Source organism: Treponema denticola ATCC 35405, from assembly GCF_000008185.1.
Classification (GTDB): Bacteria; Spirochaetota; Spirochaetia; order Treponematales; family Treponemataceae; genus Treponema_B; species Treponema_B denticola.
The window spans coordinates 1,290,976-1,312,886 of the sequence record NC_002967.9 but is presented as its reverse complement, the minus strand read 5'-3'; the positions used below and the strand labels follow the sequence as shown (position 1 = coordinate 1,312,886).

The 21,911-nt window shown below is 37.7% G+C and carries 20 protein-coding genes; 15 read left to right on the top strand and 5 right to left on the bottom strand.

Features of this window, described 5'->3' with window-relative positions:
• Nucleotides 1-8 precede the first annotated feature (8 nt).
• On the top strand, nucleotides 9-569 hold the full coding sequence (locus TDE_RS06125) for a TIGR01440 family protein (RefSeq protein ID WP_002678780.1): 561 nt from the start codon (nucleotides 9-11) through the stop codon (nucleotides 567-569).
• Nucleotides 570-584: 15 nt separating this feature from the next.
• Here TDE_RS06125 and TDE_RS06120 read toward each other — a convergent pair whose 3' ends face one another.
• Nucleotides 585-2,066: a 4Fe-4S dicluster domain-containing protein gene (locus tag TDE_RS06120; RefSeq protein WP_002678778.1), complete on the bottom strand. Its 1,482-nt coding sequence runs from the start codon at nucleotides 2,064-2,066 to the stop codon at nucleotides 585-587.
• Nucleotides 2,067-2,273: 207 nt separating this feature from the next.
• Between TDE_RS06120 and TDE_RS06115 the strand changes: the two genes are divergently transcribed.
• The 12 genes from TDE_RS06115 (at nucleotide 2,274) to TDE_RS06060 (ending at nucleotide 14,645) form a co-directional block, all read left to right on the top strand.
• Entirely contained in the window at nucleotides 2,274-3,227 is a 954-nt protein-coding gene (locus TDE_RS06115) for an ABC transporter permease (RefSeq protein ID WP_002678777.1), read from the top strand.
• A gap of 9 nt (nucleotides 3,228-3,236) precedes the next feature.
• Nucleotides 3,237-4,154, top strand: coding sequence for an ABC transporter permease (locus tag TDE_RS06110; protein WP_002678776.1), 918 nt, complete (start codon nucleotides 3,237-3,239; stop codon nucleotides 4,152-4,154).
• Nucleotides 4,155-4,172: 18 nt separating this feature from the next.
• Nucleotides 4,173-5,768: an ABC transporter substrate-binding protein gene (locus TDE_RS06105; RefSeq protein ID WP_002678775.1), complete on the top strand. Its 1,596-nt coding sequence runs from the start codon at nucleotides 4,173-4,175 to the stop codon at nucleotides 5,766-5,768.
• A 52-nt stretch (nucleotides 5,769-5,820) separates the two neighbouring features.
• Entirely contained in the window at nucleotides 5,821-6,807 is a 987-nt protein-coding gene (locus TDE_RS06100) for an ABC transporter ATP-binding protein (protein WP_002678774.1), read from the top strand.
• Nucleotides 6,797-7,768, top strand: coding sequence for an ABC transporter ATP-binding protein (locus tag TDE_RS06095; protein WP_002677802.1), 972 nt, complete (start codon nucleotides 6,797-6,799; stop codon nucleotides 7,766-7,768). The genes TDE_RS06100 and TDE_RS06095 overlap by 11 nt, the downstream gene beginning before the upstream one ends.
• 17 nt (nucleotides 7,769-7,785) lie before the next feature.
• Entirely contained in the window at nucleotides 7,786-8,220 is a 435-nt protein-coding gene (locus TDE_RS06090) for an OsmC family protein (RefSeq protein WP_002678773.1), read from the top strand.
• A 54-nt stretch (nucleotides 8,221-8,274) separates the two neighbouring features.
• On the top strand, nucleotides 8,275-8,964 hold the full coding sequence (locus tag TDE_RS06085; protein ID WP_002678772.1) for a hypothetical protein: 690 nt from the start codon (nucleotides 8,275-8,277) through the stop codon (nucleotides 8,962-8,964).
• A gap of 42 nt (nucleotides 8,965-9,006) precedes the next feature.
• On the top strand, nucleotides 9,007-9,777 hold the full coding sequence (locus TDE_RS06080) for a DpnI domain-containing protein (protein WP_002678771.1): 771 nt from the start codon (nucleotides 9,007-9,009) through the stop codon (nucleotides 9,775-9,777).
• Nucleotides 9,778-9,856: 79 nt separating this feature from the next.
• The gene (gene purD, locus TDE_RS06075; RefSeq protein WP_002678770.1) at nucleotides 9,857-11,170 is read left to right on the top strand and encodes a phosphoribosylamine--glycine ligase; all 1,314 of its coding nucleotides are present in this window, start codon (nucleotides 9,857-9,859) and stop codon (nucleotides 11,168-11,170) included.
• 38 nt (nucleotides 11,171-11,208) lie between these two features.
• A complete protein-coding gene (purM, locus tag TDE_RS06070; protein WP_002678769.1) occupies nucleotides 11,209-12,309 on the top strand; it encodes a phosphoribosylformylglycinamidine cyclo-ligase in 1,101 nt (366 codons plus the stop codon).
• 51 nt (nucleotides 12,310-12,360) lie between these two features.
• Nucleotides 12,361-13,524, top strand: coding sequence for a (E)-4-hydroxy-3-methylbut-2-enyl-diphosphate synthase (ispG, locus tag TDE_RS06065; protein ID WP_002678768.1), 1,164 nt, complete (start codon nucleotides 12,361-12,363; stop codon nucleotides 13,522-13,524).
• The gene (locus TDE_RS06060; protein ID WP_002668541.1) at nucleotides 13,521-14,645 is read left to right on the top strand and encodes a tetratricopeptide repeat protein; all 1,125 of its coding nucleotides are present in this window, start codon (nucleotides 13,521-13,523) and stop codon (nucleotides 14,643-14,645) included. The genes ispG and TDE_RS06060 overlap by 4 nt, the downstream gene beginning before the upstream one ends.
• A 45-nt stretch (nucleotides 14,646-14,690) precedes the next feature.
• Here the strand turns inward: TDE_RS06060 and TDE_RS06055 are convergent, their stop codons facing one another.
• The 3 genes from TDE_RS06055 to TDE_RS06045 all read right to left on the bottom strand — a co-directional run bounded on the left by TDE_RS06055 (nucleotide 14,691) and on the right by TDE_RS06045 (nucleotide 18,935).
• Complete coding sequence (locus tag TDE_RS06055; protein WP_002678767.1) at nucleotides 14,691-15,494, bottom strand: zinc dependent phospholipase C family protein; 804 nt, start codon at nucleotides 15,492-15,494, stop codon at nucleotides 14,691-14,693.
• Between the two features lie 91 nt (nucleotides 15,495-15,585).
• A complete protein-coding gene (locus tag TDE_RS06050) occupies nucleotides 15,586-17,154 on the bottom strand; it encodes a BCCT family transporter (protein ID WP_002678766.1) in 1,569 nt (522 codons plus the stop codon).
• Nucleotides 17,151-18,935: a phosphotransferase gene (locus TDE_RS06045; RefSeq protein ID WP_002678765.1), complete on the bottom strand. Its 1,785-nt coding sequence runs from the start codon at nucleotides 18,933-18,935 to the stop codon at nucleotides 17,151-17,153. The genes TDE_RS06050 and TDE_RS06045 overlap by 4 nt, the downstream gene beginning before the upstream one ends.
• A 191-nt stretch (nucleotides 18,936-19,126) precedes the next feature.
• On the opposite strand from TDE_RS06045, the gene TDE_RS06040 reads away from it, so the two are divergent.
• Both TDE_RS06040 and TDE_RS06035 read left to right on the top strand, forming a co-directional pair.
• On the top strand, nucleotides 19,127-20,551 hold the full coding sequence (locus TDE_RS06040; RefSeq protein ID WP_010956936.1) for an alanine/glycine:cation symporter family protein: 1,425 nt from the start codon (nucleotides 19,127-19,129) through the stop codon (nucleotides 20,549-20,551).
• Nucleotides 20,552-20,613: 62 nt separating this feature from the next.
• Nucleotides 20,614-21,009, top strand: a complete 396-nt coding sequence (locus TDE_RS06035; protein WP_002668535.1) for a GrdX family protein — start codon at nucleotides 20,614-20,616, stop codon at nucleotides 21,007-21,009.
• 47 nt (nucleotides 21,010-21,056) lie between these two features.
• Here TDE_RS06035 and TDE_RS06030 read toward each other — a convergent pair whose 3' ends face one another.
• Nucleotides 21,057-21,869, bottom strand: a complete 813-nt coding sequence (locus TDE_RS06030; RefSeq protein WP_002677773.1) for a hypothetical protein — start codon at nucleotides 21,867-21,869, stop codon at nucleotides 21,057-21,059.
• Nucleotides 21,870-21,911: the final 42 nt, after the last annotated feature.

Genomic DNA, 21,911 nt, shown 5'->3' with positions numbered 1-21,911 from the left:
GAGAAAATATGAGCGGGATCGATTTGGAAAAAATAAAAGAAGAAACTATAGCCGCCTTAAATGAGCTTCTTGAAGCGGCTTCTTTAAAAGCCGGAGACATACTTGTTCTAGGCTGCAGCACCAGCGAGGTTTCGGGAGGAGTAATCGGTAAGGCCTCAAATGAAGAAGCCGGAAGAACAATAGTTTCCGCCCTGCTTTCAGTCCTTGAACCGAAAGGAATCTTTTTGGCGGTTCAAGGCTGCGAACACATAAACCGAGCCCTCGTTATCGAAAAGGAATCTCAAGAAAAATACGGCTTTGAAGAGGTGTCAGTAGTTCCCGCCCTTCACGCAGGAGGAGCAGCCTCCCTCGCCGCCTACAATCTTTTTAAGTCTCCTGTTATGATAGAACATGTAAGGGCTCATGCCGGCATTGACATAGGAGACACCGAAATCGGAATGCATGTAAAATTTGTTCAAGTACCTGTAAGGCTTAAAACCAAGTACATAGGCTCGGCGAGGCTCACAGCCCTCAAAAGCCGCCCCAAATTGATCGGCGGCGAAAGAGCCGTGTATGAAAAAGTATTATAGGCAGTAATTTTTTTACTACATTAAATCTTTTTCTCTCGAATAAGAAAGTCCTTCGTCTGCGTATTTTTTTAGTTGGCTTGCAGCAAGTTTTTGGTTTGTGATAACCGAAGGCCCGCCTATGCAGCCGCCTTCACATGACATAACTTCTACAAGGTTGGGCGTGGACGAATCATGAGGAAGCTCTCCGCTTTGAATTTTACCATAAGAGGCAAGCTGTTTCATTCCTTCCTTATTAAGGCCGTTTATAAGCACGGGGCGGAGGTTCTCAGGTTTTTTAAGGCGAACTCTTACAGCTTCGGCAACACCGCCTGAGGCTGCGAAGCCTCTTCCCGAAGAGGTCGGCGTAATTTTTCCGGGCAAGGCTTCTTCCTTGGAAATATCTATTTCCTTGGCAGTAAGCAAGGCTCCCAATTCTTCTATCGACAAAACATAGTCTACAAACTCATCTTCCAAGCCCTCTCTCCTTTTTGCAAGACAGGGACCTATAAATACCGTAACGCAATCAGGATCTTCTTTTTTTGCCAATTCGGCCGTATAGTGCATCGGGCTTCTTGTATCCGAGATACAGGGAACAAGGGCCGGAACATGTTTTTTTACTGCCCTGACATAGGCAGGACAGCAGGAGGTAGTCATTAAGATATGGCCGTGTTCCATTCTCTCTTCAAACTCGGAAGCTTCACGGTCAGCCGTTATGTCCGCACCTATAGCTACTTCCCAGACCTTATTGAAACCGGCCTTTTTTAAGGCAGACTCAAGCTGTCCCGGAACGGCCTTAAACTGGGCTGCAACCGCAGGGGCATAGAGGGCGGAAACCTTTTTCCCGCTCATTAAATGTTTTATGACATCCACAATCTGCCCCTTATCCATCATGGCACCAAAAGGACATTCTCTCATACAGTTTCCGCAAAAAATACATTTATGGTAATCGATTCTTTCTTTTCCGTTTTCGTCTTTTGAGATAGCGCCCACCGGACAGGCTTCTTCACACGGAACGGGAATTTTTATAACTGCATGGTAGGGGCAGTTTTTTAGACAGATACCGCAGTTTATACATTTTTCTTCATCAATACGGGCTCTTCCTCCCGAAATCGCTATAGCGGTTTTAGGGCAGTTCATCATGCATGGACGGGCAACGCAGGCTTGACAAGCGTTTGTAATCATGTATTTACTTTTTACGCAGGCATTACAGGCCTCATCCAAAACGGTCAGCATGGGCCATGTCGGTTTTTCTCTTTCTAAAGCTTCTTTTGCAAATTGAGCCAAGGTCTTTTCTTCATCATAATTTTCCAAAGAACAGCCGAGCCTTGCAATTACCCGATGCCTCATTATTTCTCTGTCATGAAAAATACAGCACCTTATAGGCGTACTGTTTCGCGGAACCATTTCTCTCGGAATATAGTGAACTCCTTCTTGAAGCTTCCCTTCAAACTGGAGCTTTGCAATACGTACAAGAATTTCTCTTTTGATATTAGATGTGTTATTATTTATGTTAAGCATACTCTCCCCTAAAAGACGGCACATTAAATATATATAAAAAAATATTTATGAAGTCAAGAGGGAGGAAGCAGCAGAAAATAGTCGGAGATTTAATGAATTTACAAACCAGTATTGACAAATAATAAAAATAAAGTTATCATCAAGGCCATCAAGTTTAAGAATAAAGATTTTATAAACTTAGATCTTTTTATTTATAGAAGGTAAAATATGAAACTAAAATATGTAATTAAAAGATTACTCATAGCCATCCCCACTTTTTTGGGGATAACTTTTTTTACATATTTAATTCTTTCTATGGCCGGAAGTCCGCTTGATGCATACTTGGCAGATCCAAGAATAACGGTAATGGAGCTTGAAAGAAAAAGAAATTCCCTTGGGCTGGATCAACCAATAATCATTCAGTATTTTATATGGTTAAAGAATTTTTTTAACATGGATCTTGGATTTTCGTTTCAATCACAAAGGCCTGTAACACAAATGATTTTTGAAAGAATGGGTATTACAGCTCTATTGGCAGGTTCTTCGCTGATTCTCTCCTTATTGATTTCCATTCCATTAGGAATATTCTCTGCATCTAAACCTAATAGCTTTAGAGACCACGCCAGTAGTGCATTTTCATTTATTCTAGTAGCTACACCTAATTTTTTTATGGGGTTAATATTAATATATTTTTGTGCAATTAAATTAAGACTCCTTCCTTCAGGAGGTTTGTTTGATGCAAGCGGAAAAAAAACAACTCTTATGTTACTCAAACACATGATTTTACCTACATTGGTTCTGTCATTCCAACAAATAGGCAGCTGGATGCGTTATATGCGGGGAAGTATGCTTGAAGTTTTACAAGAAGACTATATCACTACAGCAAGAGCAAAAGGCCTAAAAAGAAATCAAATTTATTATACACATGCACTTAAAAATTCTCTTATACCCATTATAACGGTAGTAGGAATGTCAATTCCCTCATTGGTGGGAGGGGCTGTAGTTACAGAACAAGTTTTTGGATGGCCGGGAATAGGAACTTTAATGGTTCAAGCTATTAATGCTAAAGACTATCCTGTAATTATGGGTATTACAGTAAATATATCTATTGCCGTATTAATTGCGAATTTAATAACGGATTTAGCTTATGGATTAGTAGATCCTAGAATTTCATATAAGTAGGTGTATATTATGGAAAACAATATGACAGAAGACAAAACATATTTTTCAGAAAATGTATCTGAAGAAAAAAAGAACACTTATTTTAATGAAGTTGTAGAAAAATTATTAAATAATAAATTGGCAATGGCTGGGTTAATATTTTTTTTACTTCTATCGCTTTTAGTAATTATTTTACCTTTTATTTTAAATTTAGATCCGTATACATCAGATCCGGCGGCATTTAATTCTGCACCAACTCGTTCACATATTCTTGGTACCGATGCCATAGGAAGAGATTTGTTTGCAAGATTAATATACGGGGGCCGTACATCATTGATGGTCGGAGTTGTATCGACCTTCATATCCCTTAGCATAGGAGTTCCTTTAGGATTAATTGCGGGCTATTATAAAAAAATCTGGGAAGTATTTATCATGAGGTTGGGAGATATATTTTTATCCTTTCCTTCAATAATTTTAATTTTAGTATTAGTTTCCGTGATAGGACCGTCAATATGGTCTGTTACCATTGTATTGGGTGTTTTGCAATGGACTGTATTTGCTCGATTAATATATGCAAATGTACTGAGTATAAAGGAAAAGGAATATATTGAAGCTGCAAAATCAATAGGTACGTCAAATTTTTCAATTATTTTAAAATATATTTTACCAAATGCTTTTCCCCCAATTTTAATAACCGTTACATTTAATGTTGCAAGAGCAATTTTAAGTGAGTCGGCTTTAAGTTTCCTTGGAATGGGTGTTCAACCGCCAAAAGCAAGTTGGGGTAATATGCTGTATGATGCACAATCTATTACCGTCCTATCCAGATATTACTGGGTATGGCTTCCTCCCGGCTTGTGCATTGTACTTACAGTACTAAGTATCAATTTCTTTGGAGATGGAATTAGGGACGCTCTGGATCCGCGTTTAAAGATCCAAGTAAAATAAAATAAGGAAGGTTTCAAAATGAAAAAAGAAATCAAGAAAATGAGATGGATTATGAGTACTATGTTATTCATAATAGCAATTATCCTATCGGCATGCGGAAACTCTGAAACTACAAATGTACAAACAAAAAAAATTGTTTCGGTAGCTATTGCAAAGCCATGGGATTCAATGATGCCGCTTAATACAAACAGCAATTACAGCAGATTTGTTTATGATCAAATCTATGATAGACTGTTTATGTCAAAGGCAAACGGAGATTATGAACCTCGATTAGCAAAAAGTTGGAGTTTGAATGCAGACAGTTCTGCAATCACGTTTAAACTACAAGAAAACGTAAAGTGGCACGATGGAAAACCATTTACGGCTGCAGATGTTGTTTTTAGTTTCCAAATGTATTCTAACCCCGAAGTAGATGCACTGAGCCGATATCATTTGCAATATATCAAGGGTGTTGATTCATCAGGTGTTCAGATTTCAGATAAATCCATAGCAGTATTTGCAAACAGTGATTACGAAGTTACATTTGAATTTAAAAAGCCCATGTATTTCGGAAGTTTCATGAATGATTTAGACACGGTGTTTATTATTCCAAAACATATTTTTGAAGGAAAAACTCCACAAGAAATAAATGCACCTGAATTATGGGCAAAAGCAATAGGCACAGGCCCCTTTAAATATGAAAGTGAAATTAGCGGTGAAAGGATGGAGTTAGTCAGAAACGAAAACTATTTCCAAGGAGCACCCGATATTGAACGTTTAGTTATAAGAGTTGTAGATACTACAAGTTTATTGGCTAACTTAATGAGTAAAGATATAGACATAAACGTATTGGGCTCTATCCCATTACAAGATTGGAGTGCCGCTGTAGAAGATAAAAATATCAACACAACTTCGGTTCCTACAACAAATTATACTATGCTCATTATCAACACCCAAAAACCATATATGACAAAACCGGTACGACAAGCGATAAATATGGCTCTAAATAGGGATATATATGTAAATTCTCTTTATCAGGGACAAGCTGTACCGATTGTAACGCCTATTTCACCTCTTAGTCCATATTACAACGAAAAGGTAAGTATTTGGTTTGATAAAGAAAAAGCAAAGCAAATTTTGATCCAAGAAAATTTTCCGTTTGATACAACATTAAAATTCTATACTTCAGCGGGAGGAGATAATCAACGGTTAGCTGCTTTAATTATTCAGGACTTAGAAGCAATTGGTTTAAAAGTAGAAATCATTCAAGCAGATTTTTCAAAACTAATGGCTGACATGAGAAAAGGTAGTCATGATTTTGGAACAATAGGATCCGGAGGATCAATGGACCCTGGAGAAAGCCGGGAAATGATTGCGACAGATAGTGCAGTAAACTTTTCACATATTAAGGACACAAGGCTCAGCGATTTAATTGATGAAGGAAATGATAAGCTTGATTTTAATGAAAGAAAGATTATTTTCGATAAGTATCAAGAAGCTGTTAAAGATGAGTCCGCTATTGCTTATTTGTTTACAAAAAATAGTCTGGTAGGTTATAATCCAAAACTGGATAATGTTATCATTGAAGACTTTTCCAATCTTAACTGGAAAATTTGGACGTGGAAAGTAAAATAATATTATGAAGTAACAGACTTAAAAAGTCTGTTACTTCAACAAAAGGAAACAAATGCCAAAACTTTTATCCGTAAAAGAATTAACTGTAAGATTTGCCGGAAAAGAAGGATACACTACAATTGTTGATAGAGTCTCGTTTGATGTTCAAAATGGAGAGATTCTTTGTGTTGTTGGGGAATCCGGATGTGGTAAAAGCACTATTGCAATGTCAATCTTACAATTATTATCAATCAACGGGGAAATCTCCGGAGGACATATTATCATGGATGGGCAAGAACTCACAAATCTTACCGAAGATGAAATGTGCGAAATTCGAGGGAATAATATTTCCATGATTTTTCAAGATCCTATGTCCTCCTTAAACCCAACTAAAACAGTTGCATCACAGCTAATTGAGCCATATATTATACATAAGGGGATGAAAAGAAAGGCAGCCAGAGCTGAAGCTCTTAACATATTAAAAGATGTGGGGATTCCAAATCCGGAAAAAAGATTAGATGAATATCCGCATCAATTGTCCGGAGGTATGCGCCAGAGGGTAATGATTGCCATGGCCTTAGCCTGTCAGCCAAAACTTTTGATTGCAGATGAACCAACTACAGCCTTAGATGTTACTATACAAGCTCAAATACTTGATTTGATGAGGACATTAAGGAAAGAAAGAGGAACTGCCATTGTTTTTATTACACATGACCTTGGTGTTGTAGCAGAAATGGCCGATAAGGTGCTTGTGTTGTATGCAGGCCATGCGGTTGAGTATAATACTGTAGAAAAAGTTTTTAACTCCCCAAAACATCCCTATACCATGGGATTGCTAAAATCAGTACCTCCCGTAGACAAGCATATTGATTTTTTACCTTCAATTGAAGGAATTGTACCTACTCCGGGGAATATGCCTAAGGGTTGCAGATTTTATCCGAGATGTAAAAATAGAATGGACATCTGTAAAAACAGCGAGCCGAAAGAATATAATCTTGAAGATGGTTGGGTAAAATGTTTTTTATACAGTAATTTAAAAGAGGATAAAAATGAGCTCTGAGTACCTACTGGAAACAATAAATTTAAGCAAGCATTTCTCTGAATCAAAAAGCCTTTTTAATTGGAACCCTAAATCGGTAAAGGCTGTAAACAATGTAAATATCAAAGTTAAACCTAAAGAGGTTCTTGGCTTGGTTGGAGAATCAGGCTGCGGAAAAAGTACACTAGGCAGAACTATACTCCGTCTATTACCTGCAACAAGCGGAAAAATATTATATAAAGGCGATGACATTCTAAAATATAATAATAAACAGATGTTTGAGCTCAGAAAAAAAATGCAAATTATATTTCAAGATGTATACAGCTCTTTAAATCCGCGAATGACTGTCGGTGATATTGTTACAGCTCCCTTAAATGTTTTTAAAGAGGGAGATAAAAAATATAGGCAAAATAAAGTTATAGAAATGCTCGAAGAAGTAGGCCTTAGAGCACAATATTTAAACCGATTCCCTCATGAATTTTCGGGAGGTCAGAGACAAAGGATTGTAATTGCCCGTTCTTTAATAATGAATCCGGAACTGGTGATTTGTGACGAACCTGTTTCGGCACTTGATGTGTCGGTAAGAGCTCAAGTTTTAAATTTAATGAAAAAACTTAAAGAAGAAAAGGGGCTTACATATATTTTTATATCGCATGATTTAAGTGTAGTAAATCATATCAGTGATAGAATAGCAGTTATGTATCTTGGGAATGTAATTGAATTGGCAGAACGGGACGAGTTATTTAAAAATGCTTTTCATCCATATACTAAAGCTCTTTTATCTGCCGTTCCCATAGCAAGTACAGAAGCTAGAAAAAATAGAATTATTTTAAAAGGGGATATTCCTAACCCCTATGATCCGCCAAAAGGATGTTGTTTTAATACACGATGTCCAAAAGCTACTCAAAGGTGTAGAGAAGAAATTCCGGAATTAAAAACGCTGGCCAGTGATCATTTATGTGCCTGTTTTTATCCTGATTAAATATTTATGGAGGTTTTATGTCAACTTTTAGAGCGAAGGTAAGAAGAGAAGAAAAATTCAGAATGAAATGCGAATCCGGCAATCATACTATGCTGCTGGATGAACCGCTAAAAGCAGGAGGAACGGACTTGGCAATGAATCCTGTTGAAGCACTTTTGTCATCTCTTGGAGCATGCAAATGTATAAATGCTTGGATTTTTGCTGACCAGTTCGGTATTAATCTTAAAGATATAGTTTTTGAAATGGAAGGTGATATAGGAGCACTGGAAAAGGTAGATAATTGCCTACCCTTGATTTTTAAAAGCATTCATACTAAAATTACCGTGTTCTCAGATAATACGGAAGAAGAGATCAAAAAATTTATAGAATATATTGAACTTCGTTGTCCTGTAAGAAATACTATTATCAATCAAGTACCATGTACAAGTGAAATTATAATAGGGCATCTCTAAACAATTGAAGTTTTTAAAAGCGTCCTATAATAAATTATATTTGGAGGAAGAAAAATGATTCTATTTAAAAATTATATAAAAAAAATAAGCTTTGTTTTATTTTTAAGCCTAGCCCTCTCCGCTTACGGATTTGACCTCAATTCTTATTGGTCCTTGGGAGATGTAAAATTTGGAGGCATCTTCCAAGCACAAAAACCTAAGGCTGCATGGGACCTGAATATTTCTGCCTTTAAGTTTTATTTTAAAGACTTGAACTCGGGGTTTAACTTATCTTTAAGCCCTTTTTATATGGATATAAAAGGAAACAATAAAGAAATAGAAAACATCAATGGAGAATCCAATCAAAGAACGGCTTTTTTTAAACACGGACTCTTTATTATGTCTTTTATAAATGCAGAACTAAGCTTCAATACCTTAAATTCCATATCCGATACTTTTGAACTGAATCTTTTTACAAGTATTCATGCTGTCGATCCCGTCATAATCTCAAGGTTTCAAATAAATGCAGGCTTGGAGTTTGCAATTACAAAAGAAATATATCCCTTTGCCGGAAGAAAATATCCTTTAAAATCAAAACTTTTAAGTGCAAGGACAGGATTTAGATACACCGACAATAAACCCTTTTTCTTTTGCGACATTGGTTTTGACTTAGGTGCTATTTTATTTATTTTTAAAGGCGACTACGAAAAAGCAAAAGAAAAGGCAGAAAAAGAAACCATAAAGGATATTTTTGATAAGGATTAAATTTAAGATTAGTTGATTAGTAGAAAATTATTTGGGACGATTATGATATACCGATTTGACATTTCTTTGATTAAAAAATATCACAGTAAATCTCAGATAGTAAGGGTGTTAACAGAGGATTGGGTACTAAGAAATTTTAATTGCCCGATTTGCGGTAAACTTAAAATCGAGGCATATCCAAATAACTATCCGGCAGGAGATTTCTTCTGTAAAAACTGCAAATCGGATTTTGAGTTAAAAAGTAAAGAAAGCATTTCCGGAAAATTACCGAATATCATTACGGACGGAGCCTATAAAACAATGATTGAAAGAATTACATCTTATAGAAATCCGAACTTTCTTTTTCTGACCTATAAGGACTACGAAGTATCAAATTTCATTTTGATACCAAATCATTTTTTTACTCCATCTATTATTTTAAAAAGAAAGCCTCTATCAAATACGGCAAGACGAGCCGGATGGATAGGATGCAATATAGATATTTCGAAAATTCCCGATGCAGGAAAAATATTTATAATAAAAGATCAAATCGAAACAGACTCGAAAGAAATAATAAACAAATATGCAAAAATAAAATCCCTAAAAAAAACAAATATTGAATCTCGAGGCTGGCTGCTTGATATCATAGCTTGTATAGAAAAAATAAACACAGAAGAATTTTCTTTAAACCAAATATACGCCTTTGAAAATGAGTTAAAATTAAAACATCCTGAAAATAATTTTATCAAAGACAAGATAAGACAACAACTCCAATATTTAAGAGACAAGGGTTTTGTAAAATTTTTAGAAAGAGGAAAATATAAAAAGTTATAAGCTTCCTCCCCTTGCCCCTCCACCCTTATTTTGATATACTTAAAATTCAAAACATCAGCACCTTATTTTGGAGAAAAAGATGAACATACTGCTTGTCGGATCAGGCGGAAGGGAACATGCAATAGCTTTAAAGCTAAAAGAATCACCTTCTCTCGGTAAACTTTTTATAGCACCCGGAAACGGAGGCACGGCTCTTTTGGGTGAAAACGTTCCCATAAAGGCCGACAATATCGAAGGACTTGCCGATTTTGCTCTTTCTGCCTCAATAGACCTTGTAATTGCAGGCCCCGAGGTTCCTCTGTGTTTAGGTTTCGAAGACCTGATAAAAGAAAAAGCAAAAGCTCAAAACAAAAAAATAGCATTTTTCGGGCCGTCAAAGGCTTGTGCCCGATTGGAAGCCTCTAAAGATTTTTCCAAAGAGATGATGAGCCTTCTTTCCATTCCAACGGCAAGATATTCTTCTTTCACAGATTTTCAAAAAGCAAAAAAATATATTGAAGGCTTGGACTACCCCTTTGTAATAAAGGCTGACGGCCTTGCGGCAGGAAAAGGTGTTATCCTGCCTGACTCAAAAGAAGAAGGCATAGCCGAACTTAAAAATATAATGATCGAAAAACAATTCGGAACTTCAGGCGACAAGGTAGTTATTGAAGAACGCCTTGAAGGAGAAGAGGTTTCCATCCTTGCCTTTTCGGACGGAGAAAAAATAGCCGTAATGCCGCCCTCGCAAGATCACAAGCGGCTTAAAGACAATGATGAAGGCCCGAACACCGGCGGCATGGGAGCCTATGCCCCTACTCCGATTTGCTCATACGAAGAAGCCGAAAAATATGCGGCTCTTACAATTCTTCCCATTGTAAAAGAAATGAAAAAAAGAGGCACGCCCTACATCGGGGTTCTCTATGCGGGCATCATGCTTACAAAGGACGGCAAGGGCTTTACACCCAAGGTGCTTGAATATAACTGCCGATTCGGAGATCCCGAAACCCAAGTCTTAATGCAGCTTTTTGACGGAGACCTAGCCCTAACCATGAGTTATTGTGCAGAAGGAAGGCTCGGGGAAGCTATGCCTAAATGGAAAAAAGGCTATGCGGCAACCGTAGTGCTTGCAAGTGAAGGCTATCCTCTTTCTTCATCAAAACCGGTAGAATTGTCCGCTTCGGAATTGGAAGGTTCCGCTGAGGTGAGCGTAATACATGCAGGCACAGCCCTTAAAGACTCCAAAATTTTCGCATCGGGCGGAAGGGTTCTTTGTATAAGCTCAAATGATAAGAGCTTACAAAAAGCTATGGATAATATCTATGAAAAAATAAAAACCATACATTTTCCCGGAGTGCAGTACAGAAAGGACATTGCAAAACGCGGACTGGAACATCTAAATCAACTTAAATAAACATTTATTTAAATATAAAATAAAAAGGAAGAAATAAAATGAACGAAATGAAAAATAAAAACCAAGAGCAGCCAAAGGGCAAGAGCGAAGATCTATCTAAAGATAAGAGTTCGGTATACAGCGCATCAGGCGTGAACATTGATGCAGGAAATGAGGCCGTCCGCTTAATGAGTGCAGCGGTTAGATCAACATTTAATAAATCCGTTCTTTCGGATGTAGGCACCTTCGGAGGTCTTTTCGGCACTGAAGAGCTTTTTAAAATGAAAAAGCCAGTCCTTGTAGGTTCTACGGACGGGGTCGGAACAAAGGTAAAAATAGCAGCCGAAGCCGGTAGATACACAACAATAGGCCAAGACATAGTAAATCACTGCATTGACGACATCCTCGTTCAAGGAGCAAAACCCCTTTTCTTTTTGGACTATGTTGCAAGCTCAAAGTTGGATCCGCAAATGATTGCCGACATAGTAGGAGGCATGGCAAAGGCTTGTAAAGAATCGGGCTGTGCCTTAATCGGAGGCGAAACGGCGGAAATGCCGGGAGTTTATATGGAAGGAGAATTCGACATAGCCGGAACCATTGTCGGGGCCGTCGATGAAGAAAAAATTCTTCCCAAGAAAAACATAAAAGAGGGAGACCTCCTGATAGGCCTTGCCTCGGACAGTCCCCATACAAACGGATATTCATTGATTAGAACAGCCTTTAAAGGCGTAGACCTTAATACCGTCTACCCCGAATTAAAAGCACCATTACATGAGGTTCTATTAAAACCGCACCGCTCCTATCTAAATGCAATCTATCCAACTTTACAGGAGCATCCCGAAATCGTAAAAGCCCTAGCCCATATCACGGGCGGAGGTTTTATCGAAAACATTCCGCGCGTTATTCCTGCCGGCCTCGTCATCAAGGTAAAAAAAGGCTCGTGGCCCGTACCGCCTCTTTATCCCCTGATCCAAAAATTAACCGGTGCAAGCGGGGACGAAATGTACAGGGTCTTCAATATGGGTATCGGAATGATAGCCGTTGTTTCCCCCGACATGGCCGAAAAATATCGCGAGCTTGTCGGAGAAGAATCATGGATAATCGGCAAACTGGAAAAAGCCGGCAATCAAACCCAAAAGGCTGTAACAATATTAGAGTGATTTTATAATAAAACTTGTATTTTGAATAATTTCTGCCGATAATGAACTGATATGAACTCGATAAAACTACCGCGGACAATTCATATAGGTGGCAAAGGACAGGTTAAAAAACTTACTCTCGGAGGCACTTCACCGATTTTGCTTCAAACTATGTGGAAAGAAAGCCTATTGGGAGCTGATCTCCTTTCTATTGTAAAAAGCCTAAATGAATTGGAACAGTTGGGCTGCGACATCGTGAGGTTTGCAGTTCCCGACATGGATTCTGCGGAGCAATTTGTCAAGCTCACCCGATTAACGGAGATGCCCCTCGTGGCCGATATCCATTTCGACTATAAACTGGCCTTACGGTGCATGGACGGGGACACGGCAAAAATACGCATAAATCCCGGAAATATCGGTTCAAAAGAAAAAACGGAAGAAGTTATACGCAAGGCAAAGGATACGGGAACTGCTATCCGAATAGGGGTCAATTCGGGCTCTCTGCCTTCCGATCTAAAAAAGAAAATAGAAGAGGCAAATTCAAAAAGAAACTTAAGCGGCGACAAAAAGGCTTTAGATGATGAGATTTCCCTTTTGAGAGCTGATACCTTAACCGAGGCTGCGGCAAGAGAATTGGAAATTTTCGAAAAAGCCGATTTTAAAGATGCCGTAGTTTCTATGAAGGCTTCCAATGTGCGGGAAACGGTTATGGCAAACGAAATCTTTGCCAAAAAATTCGATAATCCCCTTCATTTGGGAGTTACTGAAGCAGGGCCCCTTATTCAAGGTATTGTAAAAAGCACAATAGCCTTTTACCGGCTTTTGGAACAAAACATAGGAAGCACCATAAGAGTAAGCCTTTCCGATTCTTGCGAAAATGAAGTTATAGCCGGAAGAGAAATATTAACCGAATGCGGTAAAAGGCAAGGCGGAATAAGGCTCATATCCTGCCCGCGTTGCGGAAGAAAGGGCTTTGATGTTCAAGCCTTTGTAAAACGATGGCAGACAAAACTCTTATCCGAAAAGAAGGACATAAGCATTGCCGTTATGGGCTGCGTAGTCAACGGCCCCGGAGAAGGCAAGCATGCAGACCTTGGAATTACCGGAGCAGAAGACTCCGTTATAATATTTAAACACGGAGCAATTACCAAACGCTTGGATTTAAAAAAATTAACCGAAGAAGAAAAAATTAAGGCAGTGGATAAAGCCTTTATAGAGGAGCTTCAAAGTCTATGAAAAAACAATTAAAAATTATTTTTATCGTACTATCTATTTTTTATTTTTACTCAAACCTTTTTTGTTTGGAAACTATTGATGAAAAAGAAAGGCCTTGGCATCTTTTAGAACAAGCAAAAATTCAAATGGAAAAAGGAGAGTTCGGCCTGGCCCTACACTTAACAAATAAGGCAAGGGATATTCATAAAGAACAAATGGAAGCAAAATATTCTTATATGTTCAATGCCTTAAAACCGAAAAGGGTAAAGCTCGAGGGAGACAATATTTCGGATGTCTATGCAATTTTAAATAAAAGAGAAGACCACGATGCCTGTAAAATTTTAGATGAAATCTTTTTAACTCATCCGCCCGTATTTTTTGATAAGTCTATTTCAAAATTAATGTCATGGCTCGAAAAACGCAAGGCCTTCCCTGAAACGGATTATTTGACAGGCCGAATTTATTTTGCAGAAGGAGATTATGAGCAGGCCATGCACTATTATAAGGAAGCATGGAATTTTCACAATTTTTTGGAAATTCCCGATGAAAGGTTCAATATAATTTATGCACTTGCCGACACATCAAAACTTTTGCGCAAATACGATGAACAGGAAAAATACCTCTTGCTTGTTTTAACCGAAGATCCTATATACGGAACTACAAATTTGGAAAGCGATGCTCTTCAAGCTATGATTAAAACAATAAGCTCGGAAAAAACAACCGAAAAATTCTTTTTGCTGTATCGAAACCGTAATCCGATAGCCTTAAAAGCCTACATGGATTTAACTGAAATATATTTGGAAGCGGGCAAAAACAGAAGAGCTCTTGCAACCGCTGTTTTAGCTTCCATAATAACTATAACGAACCTTGATGACCTTATCTCAAAAGACGACTATAATTACAAATATACCGAATTTACAAACCTGCTTCACAGACTGAATAGAAGACAAGACGTAATATTATGGGCCGAAAAACAAAATTTTTGGAGAGCCTTTATGAATCTTGCGGATTCTCTTTCGAAAAACGGTAATACCGAACAGGCTTTATATCTTTATTCAAAACTGGCAGAATCTATTCCTTCCATAAAATATGCTCAGGAAGCCTCATATAAAAAAGAAGAACTTGCAAAAGGTAATAAATAAAGGGGATCTCTAAAAAACTGAAGTTTTTAGAGGTTCCCTAAAGTTTCACGCAAAATTATAGCCGAACCTGTCTAATAGAGGTTTATTTTCCGTAAGATTCTTATAAAAATTTTCCATCAACTCGGCCGTTATTTCTATCGAATTATTGTAAAGAGAAAAAAGCTTTTTATTTGTAATTTTACTTTTAATATGGTCAGCCGTTCTAATAATGTGCCCCTGCAAAAAATCATAAAGGCCTAAGATTTTAATTAAAGAAAGTTTTAGACTTTGAGATAATTTCGTAGGTGCATAGAAAAAATGTTTCCCCATTTTAAAACTATGAAAAGAACGCAAGATATCTTCTTTTGTTATAGAGGGAAGAAGACATCTGTAGATATTTGCAACGGCTTCAGCTTCTTTTTCACTTATATCGATATAATTATGGGCCTTGTATCTAAGAGGATGGAGCCCGTCCTGCTTTAATAAAAATTTTTCAAATTCCATTTCAATTTCGGCATGGTCTCTTTTCATCTCCTCAACCATAGCATTTACATAAGGGTGACAGCAACTATCCAAACCGAAGTGACCTATAAAGCCCATCATGTAAGAAAATTCATCCGTATTAGGCTCTATTCTAATTTTATTTAATACGGCATTAAAAACATCGGTACAATTTTTATTATGGATATCCTTTGCAAGCTGCAAAACAGGATTATTATTCTTTTTAAAGGGTTTATAAAAATACAAAAAATCAGGGCCCTGTAAGCCGAGATTATATAAATTTTTATTTGAAATTTCGGCAACAATTTCAGGAGACAATAAAGCAAAAACCCTTTGTCCATGTATATAATGTGCGTAAAAATCAGGCATAAGAACCTCCGATATATAAAATACAAGTTCTCTATATTCTATAATATCGGATATCCTGCAAATATTTTTACAATTTTATTTAAACATTAGGCTACCTATACCCTCCGTTATGTTTTAGTTCCTTAAAAAGACTTATCACTATCAGTATTATTATAATTCCCAAAGGAAAGGCGGCTATAATCGAAAGACTTTGAAGCTGGTTTAAATTAGTTCCCACAAGGATTAAGGCTGCGGGAAGCATTACAAAGACTACAGCCCAAAAGGCTCTCAAGCCTTTTTTAGGCTCGGTATGTTTTTCCAAATTCTTTTGAGAATAGGAAGCTATTACAAGAGTAATTGCATCAAAGGTACTGGAATAAAAGGCTATCATCGTAATTATTAAAATGCCCAAAACAATTTTTGCGTAAGGAAGGGTGTTAAGAATTTGTAGGATAACTTGAGAAGCATCCGTTTCCTTTATTGCGGACGCTGCATCAAATATTCCGTGAGCCTGTAAATGAAGCCCGTAATTTCCAAGGATTATAAAAGAACAATAAGTCCCCGCTATACCGCAGATAAGACCGCCGATTATGGTATTCTTTATTGTACGGCCTTCTGAAATTTTTCCTATAAAGAAAGGAGTTGCAACAAACCAAGCTATCCAATAAGCCCAATAAAATATTGTCCAGTTTTGCGGGAAGCCGGCCCCTCCTTCTCCGGAAATACGCAATGGGTCCATCCATGTGGACATGCCGAAAAAGTTTTGAATAACCTTGCCGATACCGGTTATGCTGGTCTCAATTATGTAGATTTTGGGCGAGGCTATAAAGACAAGGCCTAAAAGAACACAAAAAGAAACAACCGAAATCTTTGCAAGCTGAGAAATCCCTTTTAAGCCCAATAAAACGGCAGCCGTGTAGACGGCAGCTATTATCAGAAGAATGACAAGAGTCAAAATCTTTCCTTGAGGTATTCCAAAAATAGTGGACACAGCCAAAGACAAAAGAGGAGTTGCAAGCGAGAATGTTGTAGCAGTTCCGGCCAATAAGCCTATTACCGAAAAAACGTCTATCATCTTTCCTATAGGGCCGTCAATCCTGTCCCCAAAAATAGGACGGCAGCTTTCGGACAGCTTTTGCTTTGTTCTTCCCTTGACATGAAGCATATAAGCAAAGGCTACGGCAGGCACTATATGAAAAGCCCACGGTGTTATTCCCCAATGGAATAGAGGATAGGCCGCGGCCCAATCCTGTCTTTCTGCCAGTGAAAGAGAAGACAGACCGAAGGGACTTTCACCAAAATAATAGGCCCACTCTATCAGCGACCAATAAAGAATATCGGCTGCCATAGTCGAGGTAAAAATCATAGCCCCCCATGTAAAATTTCCGTATCGAGGTTTTTCAAGATTCCCCAGTTTTACAGTTCCGAATCTTGAAAAGGCTAAACCTATGGCAGTAAAAACAAGGCCCAAGCCGAGCAAAATATAGAAAAAGCCCAGCTTATTTACAAAAACAGACCAAAGAGCATCAACTACCTTCATCGATTCTACAGGAAAAAAGAGAACCAATCCCGTCAGACAGATTATTACTGCAAGGGGTAATACGGTTATAAGCCAATCAATTTCATTTTTATCCTTTAACTCAAGTTCCTTTACACCCAGTTCATCTCCGGTGTTCATCATAGATTACCTCCTAGTTCTTTTATTTTTTTATAATAATCCTTTGCATATCGGTACATCTTTAAGCCGTAATCTCCAAAGCTTACCCCCAAAGCCTCCTTATAGCAAGTCCAAAGAGCCCATAAAAAGCCTGAAAGAGCAACATAACAATAGATACGCATTCTTTCCTCTTCTTTTACGGGCCTTTCAAAATAAAAAGACATCAAATTCTCAAGCTCTTCATTATCATAATGAGCATATATGGCAAACATAGCTATATCTATGAGGGGATCGCACATAGCGGCATATTCCCAGTCAATTAAATGGACATCGTTTCCGTTTATTATAAAATTGTCGGGAACAAGGTCTATATGACATAAAACATGAGGCTTTTCCGTATTTTCAATTAATTCCAAAAGCTCATTCATCAAAAGTCTAACCTCGTGGTAGTCATGATAGAAGATACCGTTTTTTTCGTTTGCAATTTTTTCGTAATAATTTATCCGTTCACGTAGATCAAAAGAATGCGCAACCTTTAAGCCGGACTCATGCAGACGGCGGGCTACCTTCATACATTTTTTTAAGTCTTCAGGATTACGGGCATCCGCAGTATGGGAGTTGGGAATAAACTTGGTAATTTTTACCCCCTTTTCAGGATCAAAATAAATAATGGAATCGCTTAAGTTTAAAGGAGAAATAGCCTTGTAGACCTCATATTCTTCCTTTCTGTTTATAAGGGCCTCGGTTCCCTCTCCCGGTATTCTAAAAATATATTCTTCACCTTCAAATTCAAACAAAAACGATTTGTTTGTCATTCCGAATTTTAAAGGTTTTAGATTTGTGATGCTGTGCTCAGGACGTTTAAATACATCCGATATAAGCTCAAGCCATTTATCATGGGAGGAAATAAGATAGGAAGAGTCAAAGAGGCGAATTTCGTCAAGGGATTCGAATTCATATACTTGGTGATCACCCTGCTTGTTTGCAAACATAGTTAATTCTTTTATGTTCCTCATATAGACATCTTCCCAGTACCAATCATCGGTATCATCTCTTTCATAGGCTTCTTCAATCAAAGGGCGTATCTTATCGGAAAATTCTTTTGAAAAATATACGGGGCCGTACATAACCCAGCCGTTTCGTCCTCCGACTTTTACATCCATAATTTTATCGTGCAGGCCTAATTTTAATATCCACTCCTTCGTTTTTCCGGCTACCTTAACGGAAGAATACCATGAATCATACTCATGGGAATGATACATGTTTTCCCTAAGCCAATTATCGCTCGAAAGAATATAGGTGCTTTTAAGTTCATCCCTTACATGGTAAAGGGTGGAAAGATTGTTTTTATTCTTAAAATCGGGGTTATATACAAACTTTACGCCGTACTTATCTATAAGATATTCAAAGGTTTCCTTTAAATAGCCGACAACTATCGTTATGTCGTCGATACCGGCAGCTTTCAGCTGTTCAATTTGCCTTTCAATCATCCTTTCCCCAAAAACTTCCAACAAGCCCTTAGGTGTCGCATAGGTTAAGGGAACAAAACGCGAACCGAAACCGGCAGCCATAATAATTGCATTATCCACCCTGCACTCTTCAAAAGCTGTTAAAGCTTTTTTGCTAAGCCGCTTTTTACCAAAAGGAGGAACACCTTCGGTATACAAAAACCCATCATGCTCCATATCGAATAAAATTTTATTTACATAGGCCAAGGATATTTTTAACTTTTTTGCAATATCTCGTTGCGGGATATTCTTATCTTTTTGCATAAGTTTTATAATTTGAAAATATCTTCTTTTCATAGACTGACATTATACAAAAATAACGTTCAAAGTCAAGCTGTTTTATATAAAAAAGTGAACATGCTATAATAAAAGTATCTTATTTTTGTATATCAATATCTTGACAAGTTGTAATTTTGATTGTATAGTTAAAGGCGCTTGTTTTTAACAAGTCTATATCGCTATATGCGTAAAAGGAGTTTAATCGCACTATGGAACAATTTTTACAAAATCTTACTAGCCTTGTTTCTTCGGCTAACGGATTTATTTGGGGAGTTTACTTCCTTATTCCGCTTCTATGCGGTACCGGTTTGTTCTTTACAATCCGGTTAGGAGGAGTACAGTTTACAAAATTCGGAGCAGGCTGGAAACGCCTTTTCGGTAACTTTTCATTGAGCGGTAAAGAAGCCGGAAAACACGGTATGAGCTCTTTTCAAGCTGTTGCTACAGCTATTGCAGCACAGGTAGGTACAGGAAACCTTGTAGGTGCCATGACAGCCCTCATCATGGGCGGTCCCGGAGCCATCTTCTGGATGTGGCTTGCTGCCCTTGCAGGTATGGCAACCAACTTTGCAGAAGCTTCTATCGCTCAAATTTACAAGACAAAGGATGATTCGGGACAGACTGTAGGAGGTCCTGCATACTACATTTCTGCAGGTTTAAAAAATAAGGTAGGCGAAGGCTTTGCAAAATTCCTTGCAGGTTTCTTTGCCATAGCCATCATTCTTGCTCTCGGATTCATGGGTAACATGGTTCAGGCTAACTCAATTTCAGACGCCTTCCAAAATGCTTTCCATATTCCTACATGGGTTACAGGTGCAGTTCTTGCGGTAATCGCAGGTATTATCTTCATGGGCGGTGTTAAACGAATTGCTTCGGTTACGGAAAAAGTAGTCCCCATTATGGCCATCGTTTACATTGTGGTCGGTCTTATAGTCATTATCATCAATGCAGCTCAGATCCCCGAAATGTTTGCTATGATCTTTAAGGGAGCATTTAATCCCAGGGCTGTTTGGGGCGGAGCTCTCGGTTTTGGAATGGGAAGAGCCGTACGATACGATGTTGCCCGAGGCCTTTTCTCGAATGAAGCAGGTATGGGTTCTACACCTCATGCCCACGCTGTTGCCGATGTTAAACATCCCGTAGAACAGGGTGTTCTTGGTATCGTTGCCGTATTTATCGACACATTCATCGTTTTAAACATCACTGTATTTACCGTTTTAAGCTCAGGCATTGTACAATTTGAAGGTGGAGAAGCCACAATGAAGGGAATTAAACTCGTTCAAGAAGCTTTCGCACAGCACTTGTTCGGATCCACATTCGGCTATCTTTTCATTGCTATCTGTCTTTTCTTCTTCGCTTTCTCAACCATCATCGGTTGGTACTACTTCGGAGAAACAAACATCAGATACTTGTTCGGAACAAAGGGACTTATTCCCTATCAGCTTCTGGTAATTATCTTCATCTTTGTCGGAAGCTTGCTTAAGATTGACTTGGTTTGGGAATTGACCGACTTCTTTAACGGAATCATGGTTATACCGAACCTTATAGCCTTGCTATTCTTAAGCGGAACCGTTGCTAAAGTCTTAAAAGACTATAACAAGGGCCTCCCCTACGACGCAAGTCAGTACAAATAAGCACTAAAAAAGGGCAGCTTAAGCTGCCCTTTATCTTTACTTTTATTTCCAAAACACAAGATATGCAAAAAGATTCACAAACTAATCAAAGACTTATTATTACAAATAACCCTAAAGTTAAGGCCTTCTATGAAGAAGATAGAACGGGCTTAAAAAACCGCTATGCCCTTAAATTTTTGGATTCCCGAGATGAAGTTTTTAAGACGGTAAGGGATTTAATACACTCCAACTGGAAGCTCTTAAACCATGCCATGGCAGGAAATATTCCGCTTCATAAGCACCCTTATAGAAGCATGGCCTTGGAACAGCAGGAAAAGCTTGATACAAATTCTCTTATTCTTTGGGAATCGGCAATGGAAAGGGTAAAAAGAGGCAAAACGCCGCCCTACCCCGATGATGTCTTGGAAGATTTCCAAGAATTGGACTATAACTTGTTTTCAGGCTCGGTAAAATTTTAAAAAAATCTTCCGACATTCATTTATAGGACGAAAACAATTTTGTGAATTTAGAAGAAGAGCCAAGAAGTGACATCATCTATTATTTTTGTTAAAATCATTACATGTATTTCCTGTTTTTCGGACTCCGTATAAGCCTTCCATGACTCATAAGTATAGTTTTTATTTATTCTTGAATGCAAGAGAAGGGCTTTTGCTTTTATTTCCTCTTCAGTCAACTGTGAATAGGTTTGTAAAACGTTAACAACAAAATATGTACTAAGACACTTAATTAGAGGATTTTTTGCCGAATCCGATACCTTAGTGAATAAAGCGGCACTTTTTTCATAATTTTTCATCATTTGAAGGGAAAGAGCCGAATAAAATACAATCCATTCACTTGCTGTTGTTTTTAAAACAGGTAAAGACGAACTAAATTCAAAAACATCTTGATAATTCCCGGAAATCATCTTAGCTGCTGCAAATTTAGGCCCCAGCTTTGATATATATTTTGGTTTATTATCCTTTAAAAAGTCACAAAATTTATTCATGGAAGTAAAATCACCTAAAAGAAGGAGAGATTCCGCTAAAAGAAGCGAACTTTTATAGGTAATCCGTTTTTTCGTATAGATTTTTTTCTCCAGTAAGGAGGCCAAAGAAGACCAATCTTCGGATTCAATATATTTGATCAAAAGTCTATTTTTTAAGAACATTATATTTACAAACAAAATAAGAATTAAAAATACAGGCCCAAAAAACCAGTTAGCTTTCCAAAATTCCCGCATAAAAGAGCCGTCAGCATAAAATAGGGGGAGGAAAAAAACGGTAAACAATAATAAAATTAAGACGATATTAAATATAACAAATAGTACTTTTAATTTCATATAAAATCCTTTATAATAATATATATTGTATCATAGGAGAGA